Origin of the sequence: Rubellimicrobium arenae (genome assembly GCF_017916275.1) — a bacterium.
Taxonomy (GTDB): Bacteria; Pseudomonadota; Alphaproteobacteria; order Rhodobacterales; family Rhodobacteraceae; genus Rubellimicrobium; species Rubellimicrobium arenae.
In genome coordinates this window covers 185,779-211,774 of sequence record NZ_JAFMST010000005.1, presented here as the reverse complement: position 1 = coordinate 211,774, position 25,996 = coordinate 185,779, and the positions used below count along the sequence as shown (strand labels likewise).

Below are 25,996 nucleotides of genomic sequence, written 5' to 3'. Positions count from 1 at the left end.
CGTCAGGTTGACTGTCGCAGCACGTTATCCTTGCGTCAAGGTCGGCCTTCGAGCACCCGGGCGGCCAGGGCGGTCAGGTTCCCGGGCTGGTTTCTCTCGACCCCCGCCAGAGCCTCGGCGAACGAGGCGACGGATTCGTCGCGGGGGCGTCGCACACTAAAGAGGGGCTCGCGCGAGAGGAAGGCGATGACTTCGCTCTTGCCGAAGTCCTGCGCCGATATGCGGAAGGCGAGCTTGGTGTTGTCGTGGGAGAACTCGTCGATCGAGTGCAGCACGGGGATGCGCCGGATGCCGTTCTCGACCGTGCCCAGTTCTGCGATCCGATGCTCGGTCTGGCTGATGTTGGGCAGCAGGTTGAAGACCTTTCCGGTGTTGTCCACCAGGATGACCCAAAGCCAGCCGTCGCGGACCGTGGCAGGCAATTCGACCTCCACGACCGGGTTCGCCCCGGCGGAATAGATGCCCGACAGGTTGACGCCTCCGGTGGCCCCGTCCGAGAAGCGGATGGACATCCCGGCTGAGGGCAGCGTCGGCAGCAGCGCGCGGATCGCGCAAAGGTCGGCATTCAGGACCGAGGCCTCCAGCTGGACCGGACGATCTCCGGCCACCGCGTCCAAGGCTTCGCGGATGCGAACCTCGTCCCCGGCGGCCGCGACGTCGCCTGTGACGCGAATCCGGTCCGCAGGGCCGTAGGCGTCCTCCGGTGGCTCGATCAGTCCCATGGAACCGCAGGTCGCGACCGGCGCGAGCGCCCCAATCACCTGATCCGGGCGAAGCAGCCGCGGCGCCAGGCGGAGGTCCAGATCAAGGCTGAGGCCTGCCTCGCTCGCGCGCTCGGTGAGGGCGGCGGCGAGGCGGTCCCGGGATCCGGTATCGGGCGCAAAGCCCGACAGGTGCACGGCGCTTCCCTCCGCCTCGAGCGTCCAATCCTCGAGCCCTGCGGCAGCCTCGATCATCGCGGCCATCGTTCCGGGCCAGGCCTCGGACGGCACGCCGCGGGCAAGGACCAGGCTGACCTCGGGTGGCATCTGGCCGGCTATGGCGCCAAAGGCCTGCCGCAACGCAAGGGAGGCCTCCGCGTCCGGAGCGTTGCCCTCCAGGATCGGCCCACCCAGGACACTTGCGGTCAGCCGATAAGGGACGGCCTCGGGGAGATCGGGCTGAAGGACCCCGTCCAGCATCCCGGCCCGCCAAAGACCGCCGCCGGCCCCAAGGACGATGACCAAGAGCCCTGCGGCCACGAGCCCCCACTTGCGTCCTGTCCTTTGCCCGCCAGCCTTGGCCGGCCGGGCCCCCCGGCCCAGGCGCAAGGCGTTCTCGAAATCCGCCAGCGCCTCGGTCGCCGATGCAGGCCGGGACCCCGGCGCCGGAGCCGACAGTTTGTCGATCAGCCCTTTGAGCGGCTGCGGCAGACCCTCGGTGTCGAGCGGCAGGCGCTTGCGGCGGACGATCTCTCCCGGCGTCGTGCCCACGAACGGCACCTCGCCCCGCCAAGCCGCCAGCAGCGACGCCCCCAGGGCGTAGAGATCGGAACGCGCATCGGCCTGCCCTTCCAGCTGCTCGGGCGCGGCGTATTCATACTTCCCGGCGAAGTCGTTGCCGACGATCGTCCGAGCTCCCGGCGTGGTATCCTTGGCGATCCCGAAGTCGATGATCGTGGCCCGCTCGGGCTCGCCCCCGCGGAGGACGACGTTGTCGGGGGAAAGGTCGCGATGCACGATCCCCCTGCGATGGGCCGCCGCGAGCCCCTCGGCGACACGGTGGCCGACGATCAGCAACTCCCGCGGGTCGAAGCGCCGCCGCCGCAGCTCGTCGAACAGCGACGGCCCGTCGATGAAGTCCATGACCAGGAACACGTTGCCATCGTCCGAGCGGGAGCATTCCGTGTAGCGCACCACCGCATCGTGGGCGATGTCGCGCATCTGCTCCTCGCGGCGCATCAGCTCGATGTAGTCCTCGTTGCCCGAGAACTGGCGGGCCAGCGCCTTGACCGCTACGATGCGCCCGGACACCAGGTTGCGCGCCCGGTAGACCTCGCCCGTGCCGCCCCGGCCCAGCACGCCCTCAATCTCGTAGGTGTTGTTGAGCACCTGACCCTGGTGGAAGATGTCCGTCGGAAGGGGCTGGATCATGCGCCGTTCCTCCTCGGGCCGAGAAAGTTGTCGCCAGCGGCCCAACTCCTTCATAGACTGGAAGCCGGGCCGCGTGCCGGAAATCTTGCATCGGAACGCGGCAGGATCCCACAGGGGAGGGTCCGATGGCCGCACGGGGTACGGGCGAAACCATCAAGCGGCGCGAGCTGGTTGGAAAGCTCAATCCCACCTGCCTCAGGGCCTTCTCGGACGCGGCCCAGACCGCCAAGGCCCGCGGAAACCCCTATGTCGAGTTCGTCCACCTCGTGGAACAGCTCTCGATGTCCCCGCGCTCGGATTTCGAGATCCTGCTCAGGTCCGCGGGCGTGGACCTGTCGCGGCTTGCCGCCGACACGGTCCGCGCCATCGACGCCCTGCCTCGCGGCGCAACCGCGGTCGAGGAGTTCTCGGACCACATCTTTCGCGCCATTCAGGAGGCCTGGACCTATGGGAGCCTGGAATCCGGCGACGACACGGTCCGATCCTCGTATATCCTCCTGGCCGCGCTCAGGACGCCGGTCCTTGAGGGGCTTCTGCTCAAGATCAGCCTCGAGTTCGACAAGCTCGATGCGGCGTCGCTGGTGCCGGCCCTCCCCGACCTCCTGTCGGACTCGGCCGAGCAGACCGGCGCCCCGCCCCCCGCCGCCGCGTCGCCGCAGGCCGGGGGGCGCTCGGCGCTCGCGCAATACGCGACGAACCTGACGGCGCGGGCGCGCGACGGGCGCATCGACCCTGTCGTCGGGCGGGACGCCGAGATCCGGCAGATCATCGACATCCTGATGCGTCGTCGGCAGAACAATCCCATCCTCACCGGTGAGGCGGGGGTGGGCAAGACGGCCGTCGTCGAAGGGTTCGCCCTGCGCCTGGCCAAGGGCGACGTGCCCCCCCAGCTCGCGGGCGTCGATCTCCACATGCTCGACATCGGGCTCATGCAGGCCGGGGCGAGCGTCAAGGGCGAGTTCGAGAAGCGTCTCAAGGCCGTCGTGGACGAGGTGCAGTCGAGTTCCACGCCCATCATCCTGTTCATCGACGAGGCGCATACCCTGATCGGCGCGGGCGGGGCTGCCGGCACGGGCGATGCGGCGAACCTGCTCAAGCCGGCCCTTGCCCGGGGAGAGCTTCGCACGGTCGCCGCGACCACCTGGTCCGAATACAAGGAGCATATCGAAAAGGACCCTGCCCTGACCCGGCGCTTTCAGGTCGTGAAGGTCGAGGAGCCTTCCGAGGACGCGGCCATCCGCATGTGCCGCGGCATCGCAGGCGTGCTGGAGAAGCACCACAAGGTCGAGATCCTGGACGAGGCGATCGAGGCCGCCGTTCGCCTGTCGCACCGCTACCTTCCGGCGCGCCAGTTGCCCGACAAGGCGATCAGCCTGCTCGACACGGCCTGCGCCCGGGTCGCGGTGAGCCAGCACGCCACCCCCGCCGAGGTCGAAGACATCGAACGGCGCCGGGCCAGCCTCCTGGTCGAGCAGGACATCATCGCCCGCGAGGCCGGGATCGGGCTGGACGTCGGCGACCGGCCCAAGGACGTGGCGAACGCCATCGCTCAGGCCGAGGCCGAGCTTGGTCAGGCCAAGGAAAGGTGGGACGCCGAGAAGGCCCTCGTCGACGAGATCCTGGACCTGCGCGCACGCCTCAGACGCGGCGGCGCTGCGGTGGATGCTCCGGCGGGGATTGCAGGGCCGGAGCGTTCCGAGGTCGCCCCCCAGCCCTCCGTGCCCGAAGCTTCGGGCAGCGCCGCCGATGGGGACGCCAACCCGTCGCCCGAGGACTGCGCACAGATGATGGCCCAGCTCCGCGCGCGCATGACTGAGCTCGCGCAGGCGCAGGGGGAACGGCCGCTGATCCTCCCTGCGGTGGACCGGAACGCCGTGGGCTCGGTGGTGCAGGACTGGACCGGGATCCCGCTGGGCCGGATGCTGGCGAGCCAGACCGAGAAGGCGCTGAAGCTGGCCTCGATCCTGTCGGACAGGGTCGTGGGCCAGGACCATGCCATGGGTATCATCGCCAATCGAATCCAGACCGCCTATGCGGGGCTAGGCGCCTCCGAGAAGCCGGTCGGCGTCTTCCTTCTCTGCGGCCCGTCTGGGGTCGGAAAGACCGAGACCGCCCTCGCCCTGGCCGAGGCCCTCTATGGGGGAGAGCAGAACCTCGTCTCGATCAACATGAGCGAGTTCCAGGAAGCGCATACGGTGTCCACGCTCAAGGGCGCGCCGCCCGGCTACGTCGGCTACGGCAAGGGCGGAATCCTCACCGAGGCGGTCCGCCGGCGGCCCTATTCCGTGGTGCTCCTCGACGAGGTCGAGAAGGCCCACCCGGACGTCCACGAGATCTTCTACCAGGTGTTCGACAAGGGGATGATGGACGACAGCGAAGGCCGGCGCATCGACTTCAAGAACACGCTGATCCTGCTCACGTCCAATGTCGGGTCCGAGGAGATCATGGCGCTGACCGAGGACGGCCGACAGCCCGGCGACCGGGATGAACTGGCGGCGGCCCTGCGCGCGCCGCTCCTCCGGGTCTTTCCGGCCGCCTTTCTCGGGCGGGTGGTCACGATCCCTTACCTTCCGCTCTCGGACGCGATGATCGAAGCGATCGCCGGCCACAAGCTGCGCTCGATCGCGCGCCGCCTCGCCGACGGCTACGGCGCGGAGCTCACGTTGGGCGAAGGAGCGCTCGACCTCATCAAGGCGCGCTGCACCGAGATCGAGTCGGGTGGACGGATGATCGACGCGATCCTGACGAACACCCTGCTGCCGGAGCTGAGCCGGCAGGTGCTCGGCCGCAAGCTGGCCGGGCAGACCCTGGCAAAGGTCACCGTGACCGGGGGTGACGGTGGGTTCGCCTACGCCTTCGAATGAGGATCCACGAGGCCGAAGCAGGTCCATGACTGCCCTTGCCCCGGCTGGGGCGTCTTCGCGGGCCGGGAATCATCCGCGTCGAGCAGGCCGGCCCGCCAGCGGCTGCGGGGCGACACGTTCTGCCTCGGGACGGCCCCAAGTCGGGATAACCGCACCCGCCGCCGCGTAGACAGCGCCGGCTCGTGATGCGAATCTCGGATCGCACGACCCAGGGGAGGACCCGTGATGCGCCGCCTGATTGCCGCCCTGCTTGTCTTGGCCACGCCGGCCCTTGCGCAAGGCGATGCCCCGGACGGGGTGCCGGACCGCCGGGTCGCCATCTCGCGGGACGTGGACTTCTATGGCTCCGACCTCACGCAACTCTTCGACCTTTCGCTCGATGCCTGTCAGGCGACCTGCCTGGCCGACAGGGCCTGCGTCGCGTTCACCTACAATCAGGGCGCTGCCTCGTGCTTCCCCAAGAGCGGGGTGGGCGAGATCCGGCCCTTTGACGGCACCATCTCGGGCCGCGTGCTCGACACCGATCCGGATGTTCTGGCCAATGCGGCGCAACGGGCGGCTCGGCTCGGCTTCCTGCCTCCCGGGGACCTGGAGGGCGCGGAAACGCTGGGCCGGGAGGTCGGTCGGGAGCACTCGTCGGACGAGTTCTCCGCCCCCGAGCTGATCGCGGCGGCCCGGGAAAGAGAGGCGGCCGGCGATCTCCTCGCGGCATTCCGTTTCACGGGAGCCGCAGTCGCCCTGAACGACGATCCGGGCCTCTGGCGCGACTACGCCCGCCTGGGGCTGTCGCTCCCCTCGGGGTCGAACGAAGCGGACATCGCGCGCGGACGCGCCGTGTCGGCCTCCATCGCAGCCTACCTGCGAAGCGCCGACGGACACTCGCAGGCCGACGCCCTCACCCTGCTGGCACAAGCTCTCGAAGCGCAGGGGCGCGGACGCGAGGCGATCCCGGTGCTTCGACAGGCCTATCAGCTCGATCCCCGGCCCGAGCTGGATGAGGCGCTCGACCGGGTCGTCGGGCTGTTCGGGTTCAACGTCACGGACACCCAGGTCGACAGCGACGCGGCCGAGCCTCGGGCCTGCGTCTCCTTCAATGAGGGTCTCAGGCCCGGCTTCGACTACGCTCCCTTCGTCCAGCTGCCCGATGCCGCCTTGACGGTCTCCGCCGACGGCCAGCAGCTTTGCGTGGATGGGCTGGCCCATGGGCAGCGGATCCACCTGGCGCTGCGCGAAGGCCTTCCCTCCGCCTCGGGCGAGACGCTGGCCAAGACCGTGCCTCTTGACCTTTACGTCCGCGACCGCAGCCCCGCCGTCCGGGTTCTGTCGCGCGCCTATGTGCTGCCGCGGGACGGACAGACCTCGATCCCGGTCGAGACCGTCAACCTGTCCGAGGTCGCGCTGCGGCTGTCGCGGGTCAACGACCAGAACCTGCTCCGGACGCTGGTGGACGGCAACTTCGACGCGCCCGTCTACGACTGGGACCAGTCCTGGTTCACGGAGAACCTGGGCCAGCTCGTCTGGGAAGGGACGGTGGAGGTCGGGAAGGCGGATCTGAACGCCGACGTCACGACCGAGGTGCCCCTGGCGGAATTGCTGAAGGACCAGCCCGCCGGGGTGTTCGTGCTGACCGCCGCCGTTCCCGGCCAGAACCTCGACGCCGCGCCGGCCACGAGCCAGTGGTTCGTGCTGTCCGACCTCGGCCTTGCGACCTTCCAGGGCGATGACGGGCTCACGGTGGTGGTGCGATCCCTGTCGGACGCGTCGGCCGTCGAAGGGGCGCAGGTTGCCCTTGTGTCCCGAGCCAACGGCGTGCTGGGGCGGGCGACGACGGATCCAGAAGGGGTGGCCCGCTTTGCCGCAGGCCTGTCGCGCGGCACGGGCGGCGAGGCTCCGGCGCTCGTCACGGTCACCAGAGGTGACGCAGCCGCTCCGTCGGACATGGCCTTCCTGTCGCTCATGGACCCGGCCTTCGACCTGTCGGATCGCGGCGTCGAGGGGATCGAGCCCTCGGGACCGACCGATGCCTTCCTGGCGACGGATCGCGGGGCCTACCGTGCCGGGGAGACCATCCATGCGACGGCGCTGCTGCGCGACGATCAGGCGAGGGCCATGTCCGGCGTCCCCCTGACCGCCGTGCTCACCCGTCCCGACGGGGTCGAATACGCACGCGAGACTTCGGCGCAGGATGCCGCGGGCGGGCACGTCTTCGCCTTCGACATCGCCCCCAACGCGCCACGCGGCACATGGCGCCTTTCGGTCCTGATCGACCCCGAGACCGAGGCGCCGCTGGCCGAGAGCCGCCTTCTCGTCGAGGACTTCCTGCCCGAGCGCATCGACGTGACGCTCGACGCACCCGAACGCGCCCGGATCACCGATGCCATCCCGGTGGACGTGCAGGCCGACTGGCTCTTCGGCGCACCCGCGGCAGGGATCACCCTGGAGGGCGACGTGACGCTGGCCGCCGCACAGGACGTGGAGGCCTACCCTGGCTACACTTGGGGCTTGCACGACGCACCCGTCGGAACGCGGCAGGACAGCTTCGGCGGGACGATCACGGAAGCGGATGGCTCAGCGAAATTGTCTCTGGCCCTTCCCGTCCTCGACGAGCCCCCGATGCAGCCGCTCGAGGCCAGCATCGCCGTCCGGGCCGTCGAAAGCTCGGGCCGCCCGGTCGAGCGCCGCGTCACCGTGCCCGTCGATCCGGGACGGTCGATCCTGGGACTGAAGGTTCCGTCCGAACCTGTCGCGGTGGGGGGCGTGGCCCAGGTCTCGATCCTGGGGCTTGGCCCCGAGATGGCCCCAGAGACGATGACCGTCGCCTGGACCGTGAACAAGCTCGAAACGCGCTACCAGTGGTACTCCCTCGATGGCGACTGGTCCTGGGAGCCGGTGACGCGCCGCGTCCGTGTCAGCTCGGGCCAAACGGCCCTGGACGGCCGCAGCCCGGCGACGGTTCGCGTTCCCGTCGAATGGGGCCGCTACGAAATCGTCGCCGAACAACTGGATGGCGACCATGCGGCGGCCTCGGCGACGTTCCTTGCCGGCTGGTACGCCCCGGCTTCGGCCGAGGAGTCGCCCGACCGTCTGGATGTCTCGCTCGATGCGGACCGCTACAAGCCCGGTGAGACGGCCACCCTGCGGATCGCCGCCGAGGGTGAGGGAACGGCCATCGTCTCCGTGCTCGCGAACCGGCTCGTCGCCCTCAGGGCCGTGGAGGTCACGGCCGGCGAGACGCAGGTGCAGCTTCCGGTTACGGACGACTGGGGCACCGGGGTCTATGTCGCAGCGCACCTGCTTCGGCCGCTCGACGGCCGTGCGCCCGAGGACGCGCGGCTTCCCGCCCGGTCCCTGGGAATCGCGCATGCGTCGATCGACCCCGGTCGGCGTCATCTCTCGGTGGCGCTCGATGCGCCCGCCGAGGTCCGGCCGAGGCAGCCCCTGACCGTCGGGATCGACGTCCAGGGCGTTGTGGCAGGAGAGCCCACCTATGTAACGCTGGCCGCGGTCGACGTGGGGATCCTGAACCTGACCGGCTTCGAAAGCCCGGATCCGGCCGCGCACTACTTCGGCCAGCATCGTCTCGGCGTGGAGTTGCGGGACCTCTATGGCCGTCTGATCGAGCCGACCGGAGGGGCGGCGGGGGTCCTGCGCCAAGGTGGCGACGGCATGAGCGTCACCACTCAGTCGTCCCCTCCGACCGAGGACCTGCTGGCCTATTTCCAAGGTCCGGTGCAGGTGGACGCCCAAGGTCATGCCGAGGTGACGTTCGATCTTCCGGCCTTCAACGGGAGTGTCCGGCTCATGGCCATCGCTTGGTCCGACGACGGCGTGGGCGCGGCCGAGGACGAGGTCATCGTCCGGGATCCCGTGGTGCTGACGGCCTCCCTGCCCCGTGTCCTGTCGCCGGGGGACGAAAGCCGCCTACGGATCGACCTGACCGAGACGGCGGGGGTGGGCGGCCAGTACGAGGTGCAGGTGATCCCGTCGGAGGGGCTGTCGATCCCGATGACGCGCGAACGCCCGCTGGCGGACCTGGAACCTGGGGGAACCTGGCGGCGGGACCTGAGGGTCATAGCCTCCGCGCCCGGCACCCACGACGTGACCGTTCGCATCACGACGCCCGATGGCGAGCGCCTGGAGCGGACCTATCCGGTCAACGTGACATCCCGCGACCCGGTGACCGCCCGCACCCTGCGCTTCACCCTGGATCCCGGGATGGGGTTCACGTTCGACGATACGGTGCTCGCAGGCTTTGTTCCGGGCTCGGCCGAGGCGGCGCTGTCGGTCGGCCCGCTCGCCCGGCTCAACGTGGCCGGCCTGCTGACCGCCCTCGACCGGACACCTTACGGCTGCACCGAGCAGGTCACCTCCCAGGCCCTGCCCCTGCTCTATCTCGCCGATGTGGCGAAGGCGCTGGATTTGATGCCCAGCACAGATCTGGATCGGCGCATCTCGGATGCGATCACGCTGATCCTGGCCAATCAGGACTCGAGCGGGGCGTTCGGCCTTTGGGGGCCCTGGTCGGGGGACCTGTGGCTCGACTCCTATGTGACCGACTTCCTGAGCCGGGCGCGGACTCAGGGCCACGAGGTGCCCGATGTGGCATTCGCGCTGGCGATCGCCAACCTCAAAAACCAGGTTGCCTACTATCCCGACTTCGAGGCGGGCGGCGAGGATCTGGCCTACGCGCTCCTAGTCCTGGCGAAGGAAGGCGAGGCCCTGGTGGGCGACCTGCGCTACTACGCCGACACCAAGGCCGATCAGTTCGCCACGCCGCTGGCGCTGGCGCAACTGGGCGCAGCGCTGGCCGCTTACGGGGACCAGCCCCGGGCCGACCGGCTCTTTGGCCAGGCGGACGCGATGCTCGGAATGGCCGGGGCCGAGCCGCAGCAATCCGTGTGGCGCGCCGACTATGGCACGCAATGGCGCGACGCCGCCGCAGTCCTGACGCTCGCCGTCGAGGCCGGGAGCAGCGCGGTGGACACGGGCGCGCTGTCTGCGGAGGTCGGGAGCCATGTCAATGAACCCGCTTCCACCCAGGAGTCGGTCTGGACCCTTCTGGCCGCAGCCGCGATGTCGCAGGATGCGGGCGCAGCCGGGGTAACGGTGAACGGAACCGTGCCGCAAGGACCGGTGGCCTGGCACATGGAGGAGAATGGCGCGACCGCCCGGGTGGAGAACACGGGCACCCGCGAGATCGACCTGACCGTCACGGCGCTGGGCGTGCCCGAGACGCCGGAACCGGCTGGCGGCACCGGATGGTCGATCGAGCGGACCTACTACACCTTGGACGGGGCGCCGGTCTCGCCGAACGAGGTGGCTGTCGGCACGCGGCTCGTCGCGGTGCTGCAGGTCACGCCGATGGGGTTCCAGGCGGCGCGCCTCATGGTCAACGATCCTCTTCCGGGGGGGTTCGAGATCGACAACCCCAACCTCCTGTCCAGCGGAAGCACCCGCGGGCTGGAGTGGCTGACCGCAATCCAGCCCAGCCATACGGAGGCCCGTGACGACAGGTTCCTGGCGGCGGTGGACTGGCAGTCCGAGGATCCCTTCGAGGTCGCCTACATCGTGCGCGCCGTGACCCCCGGCGAGTATCGACACCCCGCGCCCTCCGTCGAGGACATGTACCGCCCGGCGATGCGCGCCAACGGCGCCACCGGCGAGGTGACCATCACGCCATGAGGGTCGCGCGCGCCCTTCTGGCTCTGACGCTGGCGCTCTGGGCCGTGGCGGCGGGACGCGACGCGCTCGACGCCTGGGTGGATGCGACGGTGCTGCCGCCGCTGGTCGCCGCCCAGTCGCCCGAGGTGGTCGACCGGAACGGTCGGCTCCTGCGCGCCTACACGGTGGCGGACGGTCGCTGGCGCATGGGCGTCTCGATCGACGCGGTCGATCGCCGTTACCTCGACATGCTGGTGCGCTACGAGGATCGACGCTTCTGGAACCATCACGGCGTTGACGGCTGGGCGTTCCTTCGCGCCGCAGGTCAGGCCGTGGTGTCGGGTGGGGTCGTGTCGGGCGGATCGACCCTGACCATGCAGGTCGCCCGCCTGCTGGAGGAGAGCGGCACAGGTCGCTGGATGGGCAAGATCCGGCAGATCCGGGTGGCCCTGGCGCTCGAACGGCGGCTCACCAAGGCTCAGATCCTTGAGCTCTACCTCGAGCGGGCCCCCTTCGGCGGCAACCTCGAAGGGGTGCGGGCCGCATCGCTCGCGTGGTTCGGAAAGCCTCCCACGCGCCTTACTCCGGCAGAGGCGGCGCTGCTGGTGGCGATCCCACAGGCCCCGGAGTCGCGCCGGCCGGACCGGCACCCCGACGTGGCCCATGTCGCCCGCGACCGCGTGCTCGCCCGCATGGCGCGCGACGGCATCCTGCCCGCGGAAGAGGCTGACGCGGCCACGACGGAACCGGTGCCGGACCGCCGGATCCCGTTCCCTCTCTTGGCCGCCCATGCCGCCGACCGTGCCCGGGCGGTGCATCCTCTCGCTCAGGAGGTGCGGCTCACGATCGACGCATCGCTCCAGGCGCGGCTCGAGGAACTTGCCGCCCAGGCGGTCCGGGACCAGGGGGACCGCCTTCAGGTGGCGATCCTGGTCGCGGACCATGCGACCGGGGACATCCTGGCCTCGGTCGGCTCCTCGGGCTTCACCGACGACGCCCGCCGGGGCTTTGTGGACATGACCGAGGCGCGACGTTCCCCCGGATCCACGCTCAAGCCGCTGATCTACGGTCTCGCCTTCGACCGTGGGCTCCTGCATCCCGAGACGCTGATCGCCGACCGGCCCACCGACTTCGGAGGATGGCGGCCGCAGAACTTCGATGGCCTGTACCGGGGCGACGTGCGCGTGCGCCAGGCGCTGCAGCTGTCGCTGAATGTCCCGGCCGTGAAGGTCCTCGAGGCCGTGGGGCCTGCCCATCTCATGGCGGGATTGCGTCAGACAGGGGCGCATCCCGTCCTGCCGAACGCCAGCGGGGACTCGCCCGGGCTCGCGATCGCATTGGGGGGCATGGGGCTCTCGCTTCGGGATCTGACCGGCCTTTATGCCGCCATCGCCCGGGGCGGCCTGTCCGTGGATCTCCGGATCGACCCTGGCCAAGCTGCCCCCCATTCAGCCACCCGTGTCCTCGGCGACGTGGCGGCTTGGGAGCTGGCCGACATCCTGCGCGATACGCCGCGTCCGCGCGGCGTCCGGGGCGAAGGCATCGCCTTCAAGACGGGGACCTCCTACGGCCACCACGACGCCTGGGCGATGGGCTTCGACGGCCGGCACGTCGTCGGCGTCTGGATGGGTCGGGCGGACGGCACGTCGGTTCCCGGCGCCTTCGGGGCGGACCTCGCGGCCCCTGTTCTTTTTGCCACCTTCGAGAGGCTGGGCCGGGTGACGCCGCTCCCTCCTGCACCCCCGGCCACACTCATGGTCGGCAACGACGCTCTGCCGGCGCCGCTGCGCCGTTTCCGCGGGGATGAGGACGTGGGGACCGACGGACCCATGCTCGCTTTCCCGCCGGACGGGGCCATCATCGAGGGACAATCCGTCACCGCGCGGATCACGGGAGGGCTGGCGCCGTTCACCTGGCTGGCGAACGGCCGTCCCGCGGGATCTTCGCGGTCAAGGGAACTCGCCTTGGACGACCTTGGGGAGGGCTTCTCTCGGGTCACCGTGGTCGATGCGAACGGCCGCGCGGCGTCGGCCGGATTCGAGCTTCGCCCGCTCGATTAGGCTGGCCTCAATCCTCCGGCTCCGGCGCACCCAACTCCCGGACGCGCTCCGCCAGCCGCTCCAGGAACGAGGTCAAGGCGCTGGTCGGGTCCTTGTCCCTGGATGTCACGACCGAGATCCCCCAACGGTTCAGCACGGCCTCCTGAGCTGGACCGGCCCGGGGCAGGAAGACCCAGCTTCGTGGCCGGTTCTGCTCGTAGGGGGACCTGCTCCAGCTTTCCCAAATGCGGTGAAGCAGCAGCCGGATGTTGAGGTCCTGCATGGAGTACCCGATGAAGAGCAGGGTCCGGCTCATGGCATCGGCCCGGAACTTCACGTCCAGGGGGCTGTCGAAGTTGAGCCGGGAAAAGTAGTCGGACTCGGTGATGACAAGGCTGGCATCGTCGTCGAAGTCGCCATGGAACTTGATGATCTGCGTGCGGTGCGACCCCGCGAAGGTCAGGTCGCGCTCATTCGCGATCTTGGCGAAGGCCTTTCCCTGGGTCTCGAAGGCGAGCTCGAGGTTGCGGTCGTAATTGGTCGTATAGATGAGCGGAAAATCGAGTTCGACGATGAGCTGGTGCACCCGCGAGTCCCGGACCCGCTCTTCCGAAACCTTCCATTCGCGGTCCATCCAGCTTCGCAACGGGCCGATGCTGCCATGCCGGATCCGGTAATATTCGGCGAGGATCGGGTGGTCGAGGCTGACGCCGGCCATGGCCTCCTCCTCCAGCCCCAGATCCTCGACCATGTGGTCGATCAACTCCTGCCAGGACGGCAGCCCCACCACCATGGAGACGCCCGCGCCCACGAACAGGATGGCACGGCGATCGTGGATCGAGCGCGCCAGTTCATCAATGTCATCTGCCATGATCCCTTCGAACCGGAGAGGCCGTCGAATGTTCCCCGGTCGACCCCTGCGTTGATCCGGTCCTCGCCGGATGGGTCGGGCGGAGATCGACGGGATCACGCAGCGAGGGGCAGGATCCGCTCCTCGATCAGGGCCATGAGGTCGCCGAAATAGCCTTCGCTCCGCGCCGGAAGCGTCGGATCGGAGGTGATGACGATGGTCAGCCCCGGATCCGGGGCCGCCGCGATGATCTGCCCGCCATAGCCGCGCGCGATGGCAAGCCGTCCGGCCGGCGTGTCACCCAGGAACCACCCATAGCCATAGGCCAGCCCCGAGAAGGGCGACCGCGTGGCCGGGGTGAGGCTTGCCTCCACCCAATCGCGGGAGAGCACCTGCCGTCCGTCCCAGGTGCCGCCCTGGCGCAGCAACTCGCCCACCCGCAGCATCGCCCGGGGACTCAGAGCCATCTCGTTTCCGCCCAGGTAGTAGCCCTGCGGGTCCCGCGTCCATGGCGCGATCTCGATATCGAGCGGGTTGCCCAGCCATTCGCGCGCAAGGGTGAGGAGCGACTCGCCAGAGGCTTCGGCCAGCGCCGCGCCCAGCACGTGGAAGGTGCCGGTCGAGTAAAGCATCCGCCCCCCCGGCTCTGCGACGAAAGGACGCGAGAGCGCATTGGCCACCCAATTGGAGGACGACACCCATTCCCCGTAGCTCGGCCCCGAGGTCCGCTCGAGCCCGGCCCGCAGCGTCACGAGATCCTCCATCGTCAGCCCCGCGACCCGGGAATCGGCTCCGTCCGGGATCAGCCGGGGCGCGACCTCGCCCAAGGTGGACGTGACCGACGGAACCACCCCGCGGTCGATGGCCGCCCCAAGAAGCAGCGCGACGATGGACTTCGACACCGATTTGACGTTGGTCGGAGTGTCGAGCCCAGAGCCTCGGATCGCCTCGGCCAGGACCGGCTGCCCGTCCTGGGCGATGATGATGGCGTGAAGCTGCGGCAGCGACCGGGCCGCTTCGGCCACGTCGTCCCAGGTAGGCTGCTGGGCCAGGGCGGGGCGGGCGGCAAAGGCGGCAACGCCTGCGAACAGGGTCCGGCGGCTCAGTCGGATCATGGCGGCTCTCCAGGCTAGGTGCCAGCGATGATGGCGGCCAGAACGGAGCGGTCCAATCAACCGCTGGTGAGCGCCCGGCGAACCCGGCGACCCGCAGGGCACCAGCAGGGAGCTTCAGGGGACCAGGCTGGCCGACGCATCCTGGGAGGCGATGCCCCGGGCCGCGGCCCGATGCTGCTGCATCCAGCGATCCAGGCGGGCCGTCATCGCTGCGTCGAAGCGAAGGCCAAGCTTGCTGCGTCGCCAGAGCACGTCCTCGGCCATCAGCGCGTACTCGCGCTCCATGAGCCAGCGCAGCTCGGACTCCGTCAAGGTTGCGCCGAAGTCCTCGCCAAGGTCGCGGGCCTGCTTGGCCTGGCCCAGCCAGATCCGGGCCTCGGTGCCGTAGGCCCGCACGAGGCGACGCGCCCAGCGCTCGTCGAGGAAGGGGAAGTCGCGCCGAAGTCCGGCGGCCAGGGCCTCCGCCCCATCGACCGGAAAGTCCCCCCCGGGGAGCGACACCCCTGCCGTCCAGGGTCCGCGCCCATTCCCCAGGACAGGCCCGATCCGGCCCACCGCGGCCTCGGCCAGCCGGCGATAGGTGGTGATCTTGCCCCCGAAGACGTGAAGAACGGGCGCCCCCCGGCTGTCATCGAGCTTGAGCGTGTAGTCCCGGGTTGCAGCTGTCGCCGAAGCGGCCCCTTCGTCATGGAGGGGTCTCACGCCCGAGTAGGTCCAGACGATATCTTCGCGCGATATCGGCGCGGCAAGGTACTCGGACGCGAAGGCGCAGAGATAGTCCTGCTCCTCTGGCGTGCAGACCGGAGGCACCGAGGGGTCCGGGTGCTCGACATCCGTCGTCCCGATCAGGGTGAAGTCCGTTTCATAGGGGATGGCAAAGATGATGCGCCCATCGCGCCCCTGGAAGAAGTAGCAGCGGTCGTGATCGAAGAGCCGTCGTGTCACGATGTGCGAGCCACGGACCAGCCGCACCCGGTCCCGCGATTCCAGGCCCAAAGCGTGGCTCAGCACCTCGCCGGCCCAGGGTCCTGCCGCATTGACGATGGCCCGGGCGCGGACCGTCGTGCGCGAGCCCGAACCGTCCTGTCGCGCCACCTCCGCCTCCCAGAGGCCCGCCTTGACCTTCGCGGACATGACGCGGCTGCGGGTCATCACGGTCGCCCCGCGAGCCTCCGCATCCCGTGCGTTGAGGACGACCAGGCGCGAATCCTCGACCCAACAGTCCGAGTATTCAAACGCTCGGGTGAACCGCGGCTTGAGAGCCCGCCCTGCCGGGTCGGTCCTCAGGTCCAATGTCCGGGTTCCGGGCAGGATCTCCCGTCCACCCAGGGTGTCGTACAGTCCGAGGCCGAGCCGGATGAGCCAGTCGGGGCGCCGCCCCTTCATCCACGGCATCGCGAGTCCCAGCGCCCGCGACACGGGAGTCTGGCTTTCGAACCTCATGTCGGGATTGAGCGGCAGCACGAAGCGAAGCGGCCAGGAGATATGTGGCATGGCCCGCAGGAGGGTTTCCCGCTCGATCAGGGCCTCGCGGACCAGACGGATTTCGAGGAACTCGAGGTAGCGCAGCCCACCGTGAAAGAGCTTGGTCGACGCCGAGGACGTCGCCTGGGCGAGGTCGCCCGCTTCGCAGAGCACCGTACGGAGCCCCCGGCCCGCCGCATCGCGGGCGATGCCGCAACCATTCACGCCTCCACCAATGATGAGGAGGTCGAAGGGTTGGTCCGCAGCAGGAGTCGGCACGGCACTCTCCATGTTCGCTGATGTTCGATATAATCCCCCCGCGCGCGAATGCACGCATTTCCGCGCATATCGTGCTTCGTTTTCCTTCCATATTGATATGCAGCGTCTCGCCAACCGCGCCGGAATCATGCTACCGATCTCGCCCACCTGCTGGAGTTTCGGATGTCTCAGTCACTTCGCCAGCCCGAGATCGTCGACCTTGCGCGGCGCGATGGAAAGGTCACGGTGGAGGACCTCGCCCAGCACTTCGGTGTCACGCTGCAGACGATCCGCCGCGATCTGGCCGAACTGGCCGAGACCGGGCGGCTGGAGCGGGTGCATGGCGGCGCCGTCTACCCGTCCAGCACCACCAACATCGACTACGAGGAACGGCGGCGACTTCAGGCGGGCGCGAAAGCGGCCATGGCCCGGGCCTGCGCGGAGATGATCCCGAACGACGCCTCGGTGTTCCTGGCGATCGGAACCAGCACAGAGGCGGTGGCGCACGAGCTTGTCCATCACCGGAACCTCTTGGTCGTGACCAACAATCTGAACGTGGCCAACATCCTGCAGGCCAGCCCGGATTGCAGGGTCGTCGTCGCGGGCGGCGCGCTTCGGCACGCCGATGGCGGGATGGTCGGAGCGCTGACCGCGCAGACGATCCGGCAGTTCAGGTTCGATGTCGGGGTCATCGGATGCTCGGCCCTCGATGAAGGGGGCGACCTGCTGGACTACGACCTCGAGGAGGTTGGGGTCAGTCGTGCGGTCCTGGACCAGGCCCGTCGATCGATCCTGGTGGCGGACCATTCCAAGTTCCAGCGCCATGCCCCGGCCCGGATCGCCTCCCTGGCCGAGATCGACTGCGTCGTGACCGATCGGGCGTTTCCCGAAGCATTGGCGGGCCTGTGCCGCGACTGGCAGACGACCGTCATCGTCGCGGCCCATCCGGCCTGTGCGGGCTGACCCGGGAAGGGCCGCGTGCTCAGGGTCCGATCACGCGACGGACGGCATCCTGCCATAACCCAAGGCGGCGGGTGCGCTCGTCGGATGGCATCGACGGGGAGAAACGCCGCTCGAGCGACCAGCTTTCCATGAAGCCCTCGGGGCCGGGGACCACGTTGGCCGCATAGCCTGCCAGCCAAGCCGCTCCGAGAGCCGTCGTTTCCCGAATGGCTGGTCGGTCCACCGGTGTCCCGAGAAGATCGGACAGGCGCTGCATCGTCCAGTCCGAGGCCGTCATCCCGCCATCCACCCTGAGCACGGTCTCGTTCGCGGCCGGCCAGTCGAGCCGCATGGCCTGCAGGAGGTCGTGAGTCTGGAACGCGACCGACTCGAGGGCCGCGCGCGCGAACTCGGCCGTGCCCGAGGCGCGGGTCAGGCCGAAGACCGCCCCCCGCGCACCCGCGTCCCAATACGGTGCGCCCAGCCCGGTGAAGGCCGGGACGAGGATGACGTCCTGCTCGGGGTCGGCGGATCGGGCAAGATCACCGGACTCCTCGGCACGCCCGATCAGATGCAGGCCGTCCCGAAGCCACTGGACCGCGGCCCCGGCGACGAAGATCGACCCTTCCAGGGCGAAGGTGGTGCGCCCGCCCAGGCGATAGGCGATCGTGGTAAGCAGGCGGTGGCGCGACCGGACGAAGTCCGGGCCCGTGTTCAAAAGGGCAAAGCACCCCGTCCCATAGGTGGATTTCATCATGCCGGGGTTGAAGCAGGCCTGTCCCATGGTTGCGGCCTGCTGATCCCCGGCGACACCCCGGATAGGGAGCGTCCCGCCAAGCAAGGTCGTCGTGCCGAAGTCGTCCGCGCAGTCACGCACGTCCGGCAGCAGGTTCATCGGGACGCCGAGCCTGCCGCAGAGTTCCTCGTCCCAGGCGCCTGCCCGAATGTCATACAGCATGGTGCGGGCGGCGTTCGTGGCATCGGTGGCGTGGACCCTGCCTTCGGTCAGTCGCCAGATCAGGAAGCTGTCCACCGTCCCGAACAGCAGATGCCCGGCCGTGGCGGCGTCCCTAGCGCCGTCGACGTTGTCGAGCAGCCAAGCCAGCTTGGTGGCCGAGAAATACGGATCGAGGATGAGGCCCGTCCGGTCGGCGACGGCCTCGGCCCAGCCCTCGGACGCCAGGGCCTCGCATGTCGGGGCGGTGCGGCGGTCCTGCCAGACGATGGCATTGTGGATCGCCCGCCCCGTCCGCCTGTCCCACACAAGCGTCGTCTCGCGCTGATTGGTGATGCCGAGCCCAGCCACCTCGGTCGAAGCGATCCCCTGCATCACCTCCCGCGCCGTCGCGAGCACCGAGGACCAGATCGCCTCCGGGTCATGTTCCACCCAGCCCGAGTGCGGGAAGATCTGCGGGAACTCCTGTTGCACAATCCGAACAGGACGCAGGTTCCCATCGAAGAGGATTGCGCGCGAGGAGGTCGTACCTTGGTCGATGGCAAGAAGATGGGTCATGCTCCAAGCGTTACCTTACTCCCCGTCCGGTTGGCAAAGCAGGATCAATCTTGGTTCCAGGCCAAAGCCGCCGACGGTGAGCGAGGACGCGATGCCCCAAGACCAAGCCACCGGCATCAAGACGCCTGACCCACGCAGGACGGCAGGCGGCATCGAGCGTTGGCCACGGTCCGTCGTCAGGTCCCGCCCGCCCCATAGGCCAGCAGGAACATCCGCACCGCCGAGTCCACGTTGGCCCTGATGGTCGCCGCCGAAGGAGGGGTGCGTGCCTTGCCGAACAGCCTGGGCCTCAGCAATCCTGCTGCCGACAACTCCACGAACTGCTGCGCGGCCAAGGGCACATCCGTCACGGCAAGCCGCCCCGCGACGGTTTCGCGCTCCAGCAGCCGCCGGAGGCTGCCCTGGATCCGCTGGGTGCCGCCATCGAAGAAGCGCGCCCCAAGCTCGGGCATCCGTTCGGCCGTGCTGATGATAATGCGCTGCGCCCTGACCGCGTCGTCCGAGCAGATGAGTTCGGCCAGCCGGCATCCGTAGGCATGGAGCCGGTCGCGAAGCGGGCGGTCGCCGTCGAGAAGCTGGTCAAGGTCGAGGAACAGCCTGTCCCTCTCGCGCGCCATCAGGGCAACGAACAGTTCTTCCTTGTTGGAGAAGTAGACGTAGATGGTGCCCTTGGAGACGCCCGCGGCCCGACAGATGTCGTTCATGCTGGCCGCATCGTAGCCTTGGTCCATGAACACCTGCCGTGCGCCGTCCAGGATCTGATCCCGCTTGGCAGGGTCTTCGCCGGCCGAATGGCGCCGTTTTGGCGACGACCCGCCTTCGGCGGAATCGCAGGGATCCAGCGCGTCCTCGTCGCCGCCAGCCGTCGAACCATTCTGCCAAGAAGTCATGCGATCCCTCGTGCTCACAATCTCCATATAATCGAACCGATCGGTTCTATGAACCCTTGATTGGTACTGGGTCCGGCGCTACATCGCCATCGAACTGAACGGTTCGGTCGGGATTCGCGACCGCCGTCGGGATCCTCCATCAACGCCGCCGGCGGCGCTTCAAGGATTGGCGAGATGTCGCGACACGAACGCCTCAACCAGGACACGGCGCTGGACGCCGGTGCCGCCCGCCCTGCCCCTGCCGAGGGTCCCGCCGCGCGGCAATCCGGAGCGGACGCAGCCGCCCCCGCAGCCCAGCCCGTGGCTGTCGAGGCCGCCGTGGTGCCCCCCAAGAAGGGCCGCAAGAAGCTGATCCTGGGCGTGATCGCCTTGGCGGTCTTGGGCGGCGTCGCCTACAAGGCGCAGGATTACTGGACGGAAGGCCGTTTCCTTGTCGAGACGGACGACGCCTATGTGCAGGCCGACATCACGCTGATCAGCAGCCGCGTGCAAGGCTATGTGGCGCAGGTGCTGGTCGACGCGAACGATCACGTCCGCATGGGTGATGTGCTCGTGCGCCTGGATGACGGCGATTACCGGATCGCCTTGGATACAGCCCAAAGCCGCGTGGCGACCGCCGATGACACGCTGGCCCGGATCGACGCCCAGATCCAGGCCGCGCAGGCGGGTATCACCCAGGCCGAGGCGGCGCGCGACGCCGCCGAGGCGCAGCTCCGCACGGCGACCTCTGCGGCGGAGCGGTCGCGCAGCCTGGCGCAAAGCAACGTGGTGGCGCAGGCCAAGCTTGATGAGGCGAACGAGGGTCTCGACACCGCGACTGCTGGCCTCGCCCAGGCGCGGGCCGCCGTGACCAGCGCAGAGGCGCAGGTCGCCGTGCTCCGCGCCCAGCGGGGAGAGGCCGAGGGCACCCGCCATGAGCTCGAGCTCGCAGTGGCCCAAGCGCAGCGGAACCTCGACCTGACGGTCCTGCGCGCGCCTGCGGATGGCATCGTCGCGAACCTGTCGCTCGAGACCGGCGACCTTGTGCAGCCGGGCGCCCGTCTTGCGGCCCTGGTGCCGGACGGCGACCTTTATGTCGAGGCGAACTACAAGGAAACCCAGATGGAGGGCATCGTCCCCGGCGAGAAGGTGCACCTGACCTTCGACGCCCTCCCGGACCAGGAGTTCGAGGGCACCGTGGCCTCGACCGCTCCGGCCACGGGCTCGGTCTTCTCGCTGCTGCCTGCGGACAACGCGACCGGCAACTTCACCAAGGTCGTGCAGCGCGTGCCGGTGCGCATCGAGATCCCCGCGGAGGCCCTTGCAACGGGGCAGTTGCGCGCCGGCCTGTCGGCGGTCGTCGCCGTGGATCGCCGGACCGCCCCCGACCGGGAAGGCCAGCAGCACGCCGCGCTGACCGCCGCGACCGGGACGGAGTAACGTCCTTGGCCGCCCCCGCTGCTGTCCCTGCCGAGCCGGAGCTCACGCCCCGGCGCATCGTGGCGTTCCTCGTCATGGTGTTCGGGATGTTCATGGCGATCCTGGACATCCAGATCGTCTCGGCCTCCCTGCCCGAGATCCAGGCGGGGCTCGGCGCCAGCGGGGACGAGATCAGCTGGGTGCAGACCAGCTACCTGATCGCCGAGGTCGTCATGATCCCGCTTTCGGGCTTCCTGGGGCGGGTCATGTCGACGCGCATCCTCTTCACGGTCGCGGCGGCGGGGTTCACCGCGTCCAGCTTCCTGTGCGCGATGTCGTCGTCGATCAACGAGATGATCCTTTGGCGGGCCGTGCAGGGCTTCGTGGGCGGCGGCATGATCCCGTCGGTCTTCGCCGCGGCGTTCACGATCTTTCCGGCGTCCAAGCGCAACATCGTGTCCCCCATGGTCGGGCTCGTGGCGACGCTCGCGCCCACGGTGGGACCGACCCTGGGAGGCTACCTGAGCCATACAATGTCGTGGCATTGGCTGTTCCTCGTGAACGTCATTCCGGGCATCGCCGTATCCGCCGCGGCCTTCACGCTGATCGACTTCGACCGACCCAACTGGAACCTGTTCTCCAAGTTCGACTGGTGGGGGCTGCTCGCGCTGGCCGCGTTCCTGGGCGGCCTCGAATACGTACTGGAGGAGGGACCCGGGAACGACTGGTTCGCCGACGAGGCGGTGGCGATCATGGCCGCGATCACGGTGGCGGGCTGCATTGCGACCTTCTGGCGCGCGTTCACCCGGGACGAGCCGCTCGTCGACTTCTCGGCCTTCGGGAACACCAATTTCGCCGTCGGATCCGTCTTCAGCTTCGTCATGGGTATCGGGCTCTACGGCCTGACCTACCTTTATCCGCTCTACCTGTCGTCGATCCGGGGCTACGACAGCCTGATGATCGGCGAAACGGTCTTCGTCTCGGGCATGGCGATGTTCGTCTCGGCGCCCCTGGCCGGGATCCTGTCCTCGCGGCTCGATCTCAGGGTCATGCTCCTGCTGGGCTTCATCGGCTTCGCGAGCTCGACCTGGATGCTGACCGGGCTTACGGCGGACTGGGACTTCCATGAACTTCTGCTGCCCCAGATCCTGCGGGGGCTGTCGCTGATGATCTGCATGGTGCCGATCAACAACCTCGCGCTTGGCACCCTTTCTCCGGCGAAGATCAAGGGAGCTTCGGGCCTTTATAACCTCATGCGCAACCTGGGCGGCGCCGTGGGCCTCGCGATCATCAACACGGTGCTGTCGGACCGGCGCGACCTGCATTACGCCCGGCTGGCGGAGTCCGTGACCTGGTCCAATCCGGAGGCCGTGCGGCAGCTCGACTCCATGGCGGCCAACCTCCAGTCCCAAGGGCTCGACGGCTCCACGGGGGCGCTGATCCAGATGGCCGGACGGCTTCGCGGACAGGCGGCGGTGATGTCCTTCATCGACATCTTCATGCTCATCACCGTCCTGTTCGGCGGACTGGCGGTGACGGCGCTCCTCATGAAGAAGCCTGCTCCGGGCAAGGCGGCCGGGGCGCACTGACGCGGGGGCGGCGCGCGCCCCTTCGTTGACCCCATCGACGCCGCCGCTAAGGTCACCGGGCAAGGTCAGACACGCAGGAGCGACCATGAACACGCAGCAACGGATCGCCGCCGGGACCATCGATGCCGATCGGCTCGACCGGCTGGCCGAACTCGCGGTCAAGGTCGGCCTGAACCTGCAACCCGGCCAGGACCTCCTTCTGACGGCTCCGGCCGAGGCACTCCCCTTGGTCCGCCGGATCGCCGAACATGCCTACCGGGCCGGCGCGGGCATCGTGACGCCGATCCTTGCCGATCCCGAGGTCACGCTGGCCCGCTACCGGCACGCGCCGGATGCCGCCTTCGACAAGGCGGCGGGCTGGCTCTACGACGGCATGGCCAAGGCCTTCGACGCCAACACCGCGCGGCTTGCCATCGTCGGCGACGATCCCATGCTGCTGGCGCAGGAGGATCCCGACAAGGTCGGCCGGGCCAACCGGGCCATGTCCATCGCCTACACGCCCGCGCGGGAACGCATCACCAACTTCGAAATCAACTGGAACATCATCGCCTGGCCCGGCCTCGCCTGGGCGCAGAGGATGTTCCCCGATCTCTCGCCCGAGGATGCGCAGGGTCGGCTCGCCCAGGCGATCTTCGCCGCCTCGCGCGTGGACGGCGACGACCCGGTCGGCGCATGGGAGGCGCACAACGCCGCCCTGCGGCACCGGTCGGATTGGCTAAACGGGCAGTCCTTCGCGGCCCTTCACTTCACGGGGCCGGGGACCGACCTGACGGTCGGGCTGGCCGACGGCCATGAATGGATGGGCGGCGCCTCACTGGCCCGGAACGGCGTGATCTGCAACCCGAACATCCCCTCGGAGGAGGTGTTCACCACGCCTCATGCCCACCGCGTCGAAGGTCATGTGGCCTCGACCAAGCCCCTCTCCCACCAAGGCACCCTGATCGAGGACATCCGCGTGCGCTTTGAGGGCGGCCGGATCGTCGAAGCCCACGCCTCGCGGGGGGAGGCCGTGCTGATCAAGGCGCTGGATACCGACGAGGGCGCGCGTCGGCTAGGGGAAGTCGCCCTGGTCCCGCATGGGTCGCCGATCTCCCAATCGGGGTTGCTCTTCTTCAACACCCTGTTCGACGAGAACGCGGCGTCCCATATCGCCCTGGGCCAGTGCTACTCCAAGTGCTTCCGCGATGGCGCGACCCTTTCCGAGGAGGAGGTTGCCGCGCGCGGCGGCAACCGGAGCGCCATCCACATCGACTGGATGATAGGATCGGCCGAGATCGACATAGACGGCCTCTCGGCGGATGGGAGCAGGGTGCCCGTCTTCCGGAAGGGCGAATGGGCCTGAGGGCGGCCTGCCCTCCTTCCGACCGGACGCGCTGCATTCAACCAGTACAACCTGCGCCATCCGAATGCTGGTGCGGAAAGCGTGCGGAACCTTCCGCAACATCCAATCCGGCAGCCCTTATCGCGACCGCCGACCGCCTCCGTCTGGCCCGGACCGTCCCGGGTCGGTCGTGCCTCCAACTGCATGGGCGACACCAACAGTCCTAACGCAGCCTTCGCTTGGGCGAGATCGGGGGTCGTCCCGCGTCAAAGGTGCCCCATGGCGGAGACAGCTTTCTACTGGAACAGGTCTCAGCCGTCCCGATCCGCTGACGGAAGAAGGCTGGCATAGTAGGCGGCCAGGGCCGCGATATCCTCGTCGGAGAGGTCCCGGGCGGCGGCCCGCATCAGCTGGGCCTGGGGTCCGCCGCCCCGCGCACCCTCGCGCCACAACCTCAACTGGGTGCCGAGGTAGGTCTCGTATTGTCCGGCAATGGCGGGCCCGGGTCCCATGGGCGATGCGGGATTCGCCTCGGGACCATGGCAGGCGGCGCAGGCTGGAACCTCGGGGTCTGCCGTTGCGGCATGGGCCAAATCCCGCCCCCGGGCCGCGAGGGTCGGGTCCGCAGGCTGCGGCTCGGCGGCGGCGGGCAGCGAGCCGAAATACGCGACCAGCCGATCCAGTTGCTCCGGCATGAACTCGGAGGCGGCATGGGACATGATCCCGCTTTCGCGAAGGCCGCGGTCATAGGCCGTGATCGACTCGGTCAGGTAGGCGGCGTCCAGCAGGTCGAGCCGCGGAATATGCGGGTTTCCGGAGCGTCCATCGAGTCCATGGCAGCCGGCGCAGTAACCCAGCCCTTCGGGGCCGCGCGCCTCCGGCGTCTCGGTGAGTGCGGCATAGGTCTGGGCATCCATCCCGCCCTGCACCCGCACCAGGAACGCGACCACCGACCACATCTCGTCCTGTCGGCTTGAGGGCCAGCCGGGCATCCCGCTCATCTTGACGCCCTCGCGCAGGATCCAGCCCAGATGGCGCGGGTCCCAGTCCCTGACCGCCACCTCGATCGGAGGCGGCCGTGGCATCATCCGCTCGATGGTCGCGGTCCGTTCCTCACCGGGCGCGGCATGACACTGACGGCACGCCCGGTCGAAGTGACGCGCGCCCAGCGCCGCCAGGGCGTCGGTCAACTCCGGGACCTCATGCTCGGGGGGGGCCCTCAGCTTGACGGACTGCCTGTAGGCCGTGTGGAGGACCCATTCGGTGATGGGCCAATGGCCAGCCCGGGCAGAAACGTTGTAGAGCCCGCCGAACACGACGGCCGCTCCGGACAGCACTGCCAGCGCCATCAAGGCCACGATGGTCAGGAGGACGGTCCTCATGCCACCTCCCCGTCCGGCAGGCGCAACGCCCGGGCCGTGAGCCACAGGCCCCCTGCCAGGTAGATCGGCGTGCCGATCCCCAGCATCAGCAGCCCCCCCAGGCGCTGGCCGCCGACATCGGGGGACGTTCCACAGATGGCGGCGTAAAGGTCATTGCCTGACAGGACCAGCAAGGCCCCGAGCAGGGTCATGTGCATGGAAGTCAGCAGGAGCGCCCCGGCTCCGGCCAGCGGCTGGGCCGCCCCCAGCGCGCCCGCCCAGACCATCAGCCCTCCGATCAGGAACATGGCCTGCTCGGCAAATCCCCATCCGGGATCGAGACGGGCCGCCCCATGCAGCACGGGCAGGTGCCACCCCCAGACGATGGCGAACTCCGCAGCCGCGCCCGCCAGGACAGGAACGTGCATCCGGCGAACCAGGCTTGGGACCGACAGCACGATCAACGGAGCCGCGCAGGCAACGAGCGTCATGTGCGTCAGCATATGCGCGGGAAAGGCTGCCCCGAACCAATCTTCGAGTGGAGCGCCCCAAGCCAGCGCCAAGGCCGCGCCGGCCGGGGCCAGGACTGCCATCCGGGG

The 25,996-nt window shown here is 68.9% G+C and carries 15 protein-coding genes; 7 read left to right on the top strand and 8 right to left on the bottom strand.

All coding sequences use genetic code 11. The features are described 5' to 3' along the window. Positions 1 to 35 precede the first annotated feature (35 nt). Positions 36 to 2,132 carry a serine/threonine protein kinase gene (locus J3P31_RS09765; protein WP_210528245.1) on the bottom strand — a complete coding sequence of 699 codons (2,097 nt, stop codon included), beginning with the start codon at positions 2,130 to 2,132 and terminating at the stop codon, positions 36 to 38. A 125-nt stretch (positions 2,133 to 2,257) separates the two neighbouring features. Between J3P31_RS09765 and tssH the strand changes: the two genes are divergently transcribed. The 3 genes from tssH to pbpC all read left to right on the top strand — a co-directional run bounded on the left by tssH (position 2,258) and on the right by pbpC (position 12,717). After that, positions 2,258 to 4,996 (top strand): type VI secretion system ATPase TssH, encoded by a 2,739-nt coding sequence (tssH, locus tag J3P31_RS09760; RefSeq protein WP_210528244.1) that lies wholly within the window; start codon positions 2,258 to 2,260, stop codon positions 4,994 to 4,996. 225 nt (positions 4,997 to 5,221) lie between these two features. After that, entirely contained in the window at positions 5,222 to 10,678 is a 5,457-nt protein-coding gene (locus tag J3P31_RS09755) for an alpha-2-macroglobulin family protein (protein ID WP_210528243.1), read from the top strand. Continuing rightward, the gene (pbpC, locus tag J3P31_RS09750) at positions 10,675 to 12,717 is read left to right on the top strand and encodes a penicillin-binding protein 1C (RefSeq protein ID WP_210528242.1); all 2,043 of its coding nucleotides are present in this window, start codon (positions 10,675 to 10,677) and stop codon (positions 12,715 to 12,717) included. The genes J3P31_RS09755 and pbpC overlap by 4 nt, the downstream gene beginning before the upstream one ends. A 7-nt stretch (positions 12,718 to 12,724) precedes the next feature. On the opposite strand, the gene J3P31_RS09745 is transcribed toward pbpC, so the two are convergent. The 3 genes from J3P31_RS09745 to glpD all read right to left on the bottom strand — a co-directional run bounded on the left by J3P31_RS09745 (position 12,725) and on the right by glpD (position 16,416). Continuing rightward, positions 12,725 to 13,567, bottom strand: coding sequence for an SIR2 family NAD-dependent protein deacylase (locus tag J3P31_RS09745; RefSeq protein ID WP_210528241.1), 843 nt, complete (start codon positions 13,565 to 13,567; stop codon positions 12,725 to 12,727). Positions 13,568 to 13,662: 95 nt separating this feature from the next. Beyond that, positions 13,663 to 14,661, bottom strand: a complete 999-nt coding sequence (locus J3P31_RS09740; RefSeq protein WP_210528240.1) for a serine hydrolase domain-containing protein — start codon at positions 14,659 to 14,661, stop codon at positions 13,663 to 13,665. Positions 14,662 to 14,775: 114 nt separating this feature from the next. Then, entirely contained in the window at positions 14,776 to 16,416 is a 1,641-nt protein-coding gene (gene glpD, locus J3P31_RS09735; protein ID WP_210528239.1) for a glycerol-3-phosphate dehydrogenase, read from the bottom strand. Between the two features lie 150 nt (positions 16,417 to 16,566). On the opposite strand from glpD, the gene J3P31_RS09730 reads away from it, so the two are divergent. Beyond that, positions 16,567 to 17,346 carry a DeoR/GlpR family DNA-binding transcription regulator gene (locus J3P31_RS09730; protein WP_210528238.1) on the top strand — a complete coding sequence of 260 codons (780 nt, stop codon included), beginning with the start codon at positions 16,567 to 16,569 and terminating at the stop codon, positions 17,344 to 17,346. Positions 17,347 to 17,365: 19 nt separating this feature from the next. Here J3P31_RS09730 and glpK read toward each other — a convergent pair whose 3' ends face one another. Both glpK and J3P31_RS09720 read right to left on the bottom strand, forming a co-directional pair. After that, positions 17,366 to 18,838, bottom strand: a complete 1,473-nt coding sequence (gene glpK / locus J3P31_RS09725) for a glycerol kinase GlpK (protein ID WP_210528237.1) — start codon at positions 18,836 to 18,838, stop codon at positions 17,366 to 17,368. Positions 18,839 to 19,014: 176 nt separating this feature from the next. Further along, positions 19,015 to 19,728 (bottom strand): TetR/AcrR family transcriptional regulator, encoded by a 714-nt coding sequence (locus tag J3P31_RS09720; protein WP_210528236.1) that lies wholly within the window; start codon positions 19,726 to 19,728, stop codon positions 19,015 to 19,017. 174 nt (positions 19,729 to 19,902) lie between these two features. On the opposite strand from J3P31_RS09720, the gene J3P31_RS09715 reads away from it, so the two are divergent. The 3 genes from J3P31_RS09715 (at position 19,903) to J3P31_RS09705 (ending at position 24,057) form a co-directional block, all read left to right on the top strand. After that, positions 19,903 to 21,147, top strand: coding sequence for an HlyD family secretion protein (locus tag J3P31_RS09715; RefSeq protein ID WP_210528235.1), 1,245 nt, complete (start codon positions 19,903 to 19,905; stop codon positions 21,145 to 21,147). Between the two features lie 5 nt (positions 21,148 to 21,152). Continuing rightward, positions 21,153 to 22,715 carry a DHA2 family efflux MFS transporter permease subunit gene (locus tag J3P31_RS09710; RefSeq protein ID WP_210528234.1) on the top strand — a complete coding sequence of 521 codons (1,563 nt, stop codon included), beginning with the start codon at positions 21,153 to 21,155 and terminating at the stop codon, positions 22,713 to 22,715. 85 nt (positions 22,716 to 22,800) lie between these two features. Beyond that, positions 22,801 to 24,057: an aminopeptidase gene (locus J3P31_RS09705; protein ID WP_210528233.1), complete on the top strand. Its 1,257-nt coding sequence runs from the start codon at positions 22,801 to 22,803 to the stop codon at positions 24,055 to 24,057. Between the two features lie 290 nt (positions 24,058 to 24,347). Here the strand turns inward: J3P31_RS09705 and J3P31_RS09700 are convergent, their stop codons facing one another. Both J3P31_RS09700 and J3P31_RS09695 read right to left on the bottom strand, forming a co-directional pair. Then, a complete protein-coding gene (locus J3P31_RS09700; protein ID WP_210528232.1) occupies positions 24,348 to 25,418 on the bottom strand; it encodes a c-type cytochrome in 1,071 nt (356 codons plus the stop codon). Next, complete coding sequence (locus J3P31_RS09695) at positions 25,415 to 25,990, bottom strand: cytochrome c oxidase assembly protein (RefSeq protein WP_246849401.1); 576 nt, start codon at positions 25,988 to 25,990, stop codon at positions 25,415 to 25,417. The genes J3P31_RS09700 and J3P31_RS09695 overlap by 4 nt, the downstream gene beginning before the upstream one ends. Positions 25,991 to 25,996 lie beyond the last annotated feature (6 nt).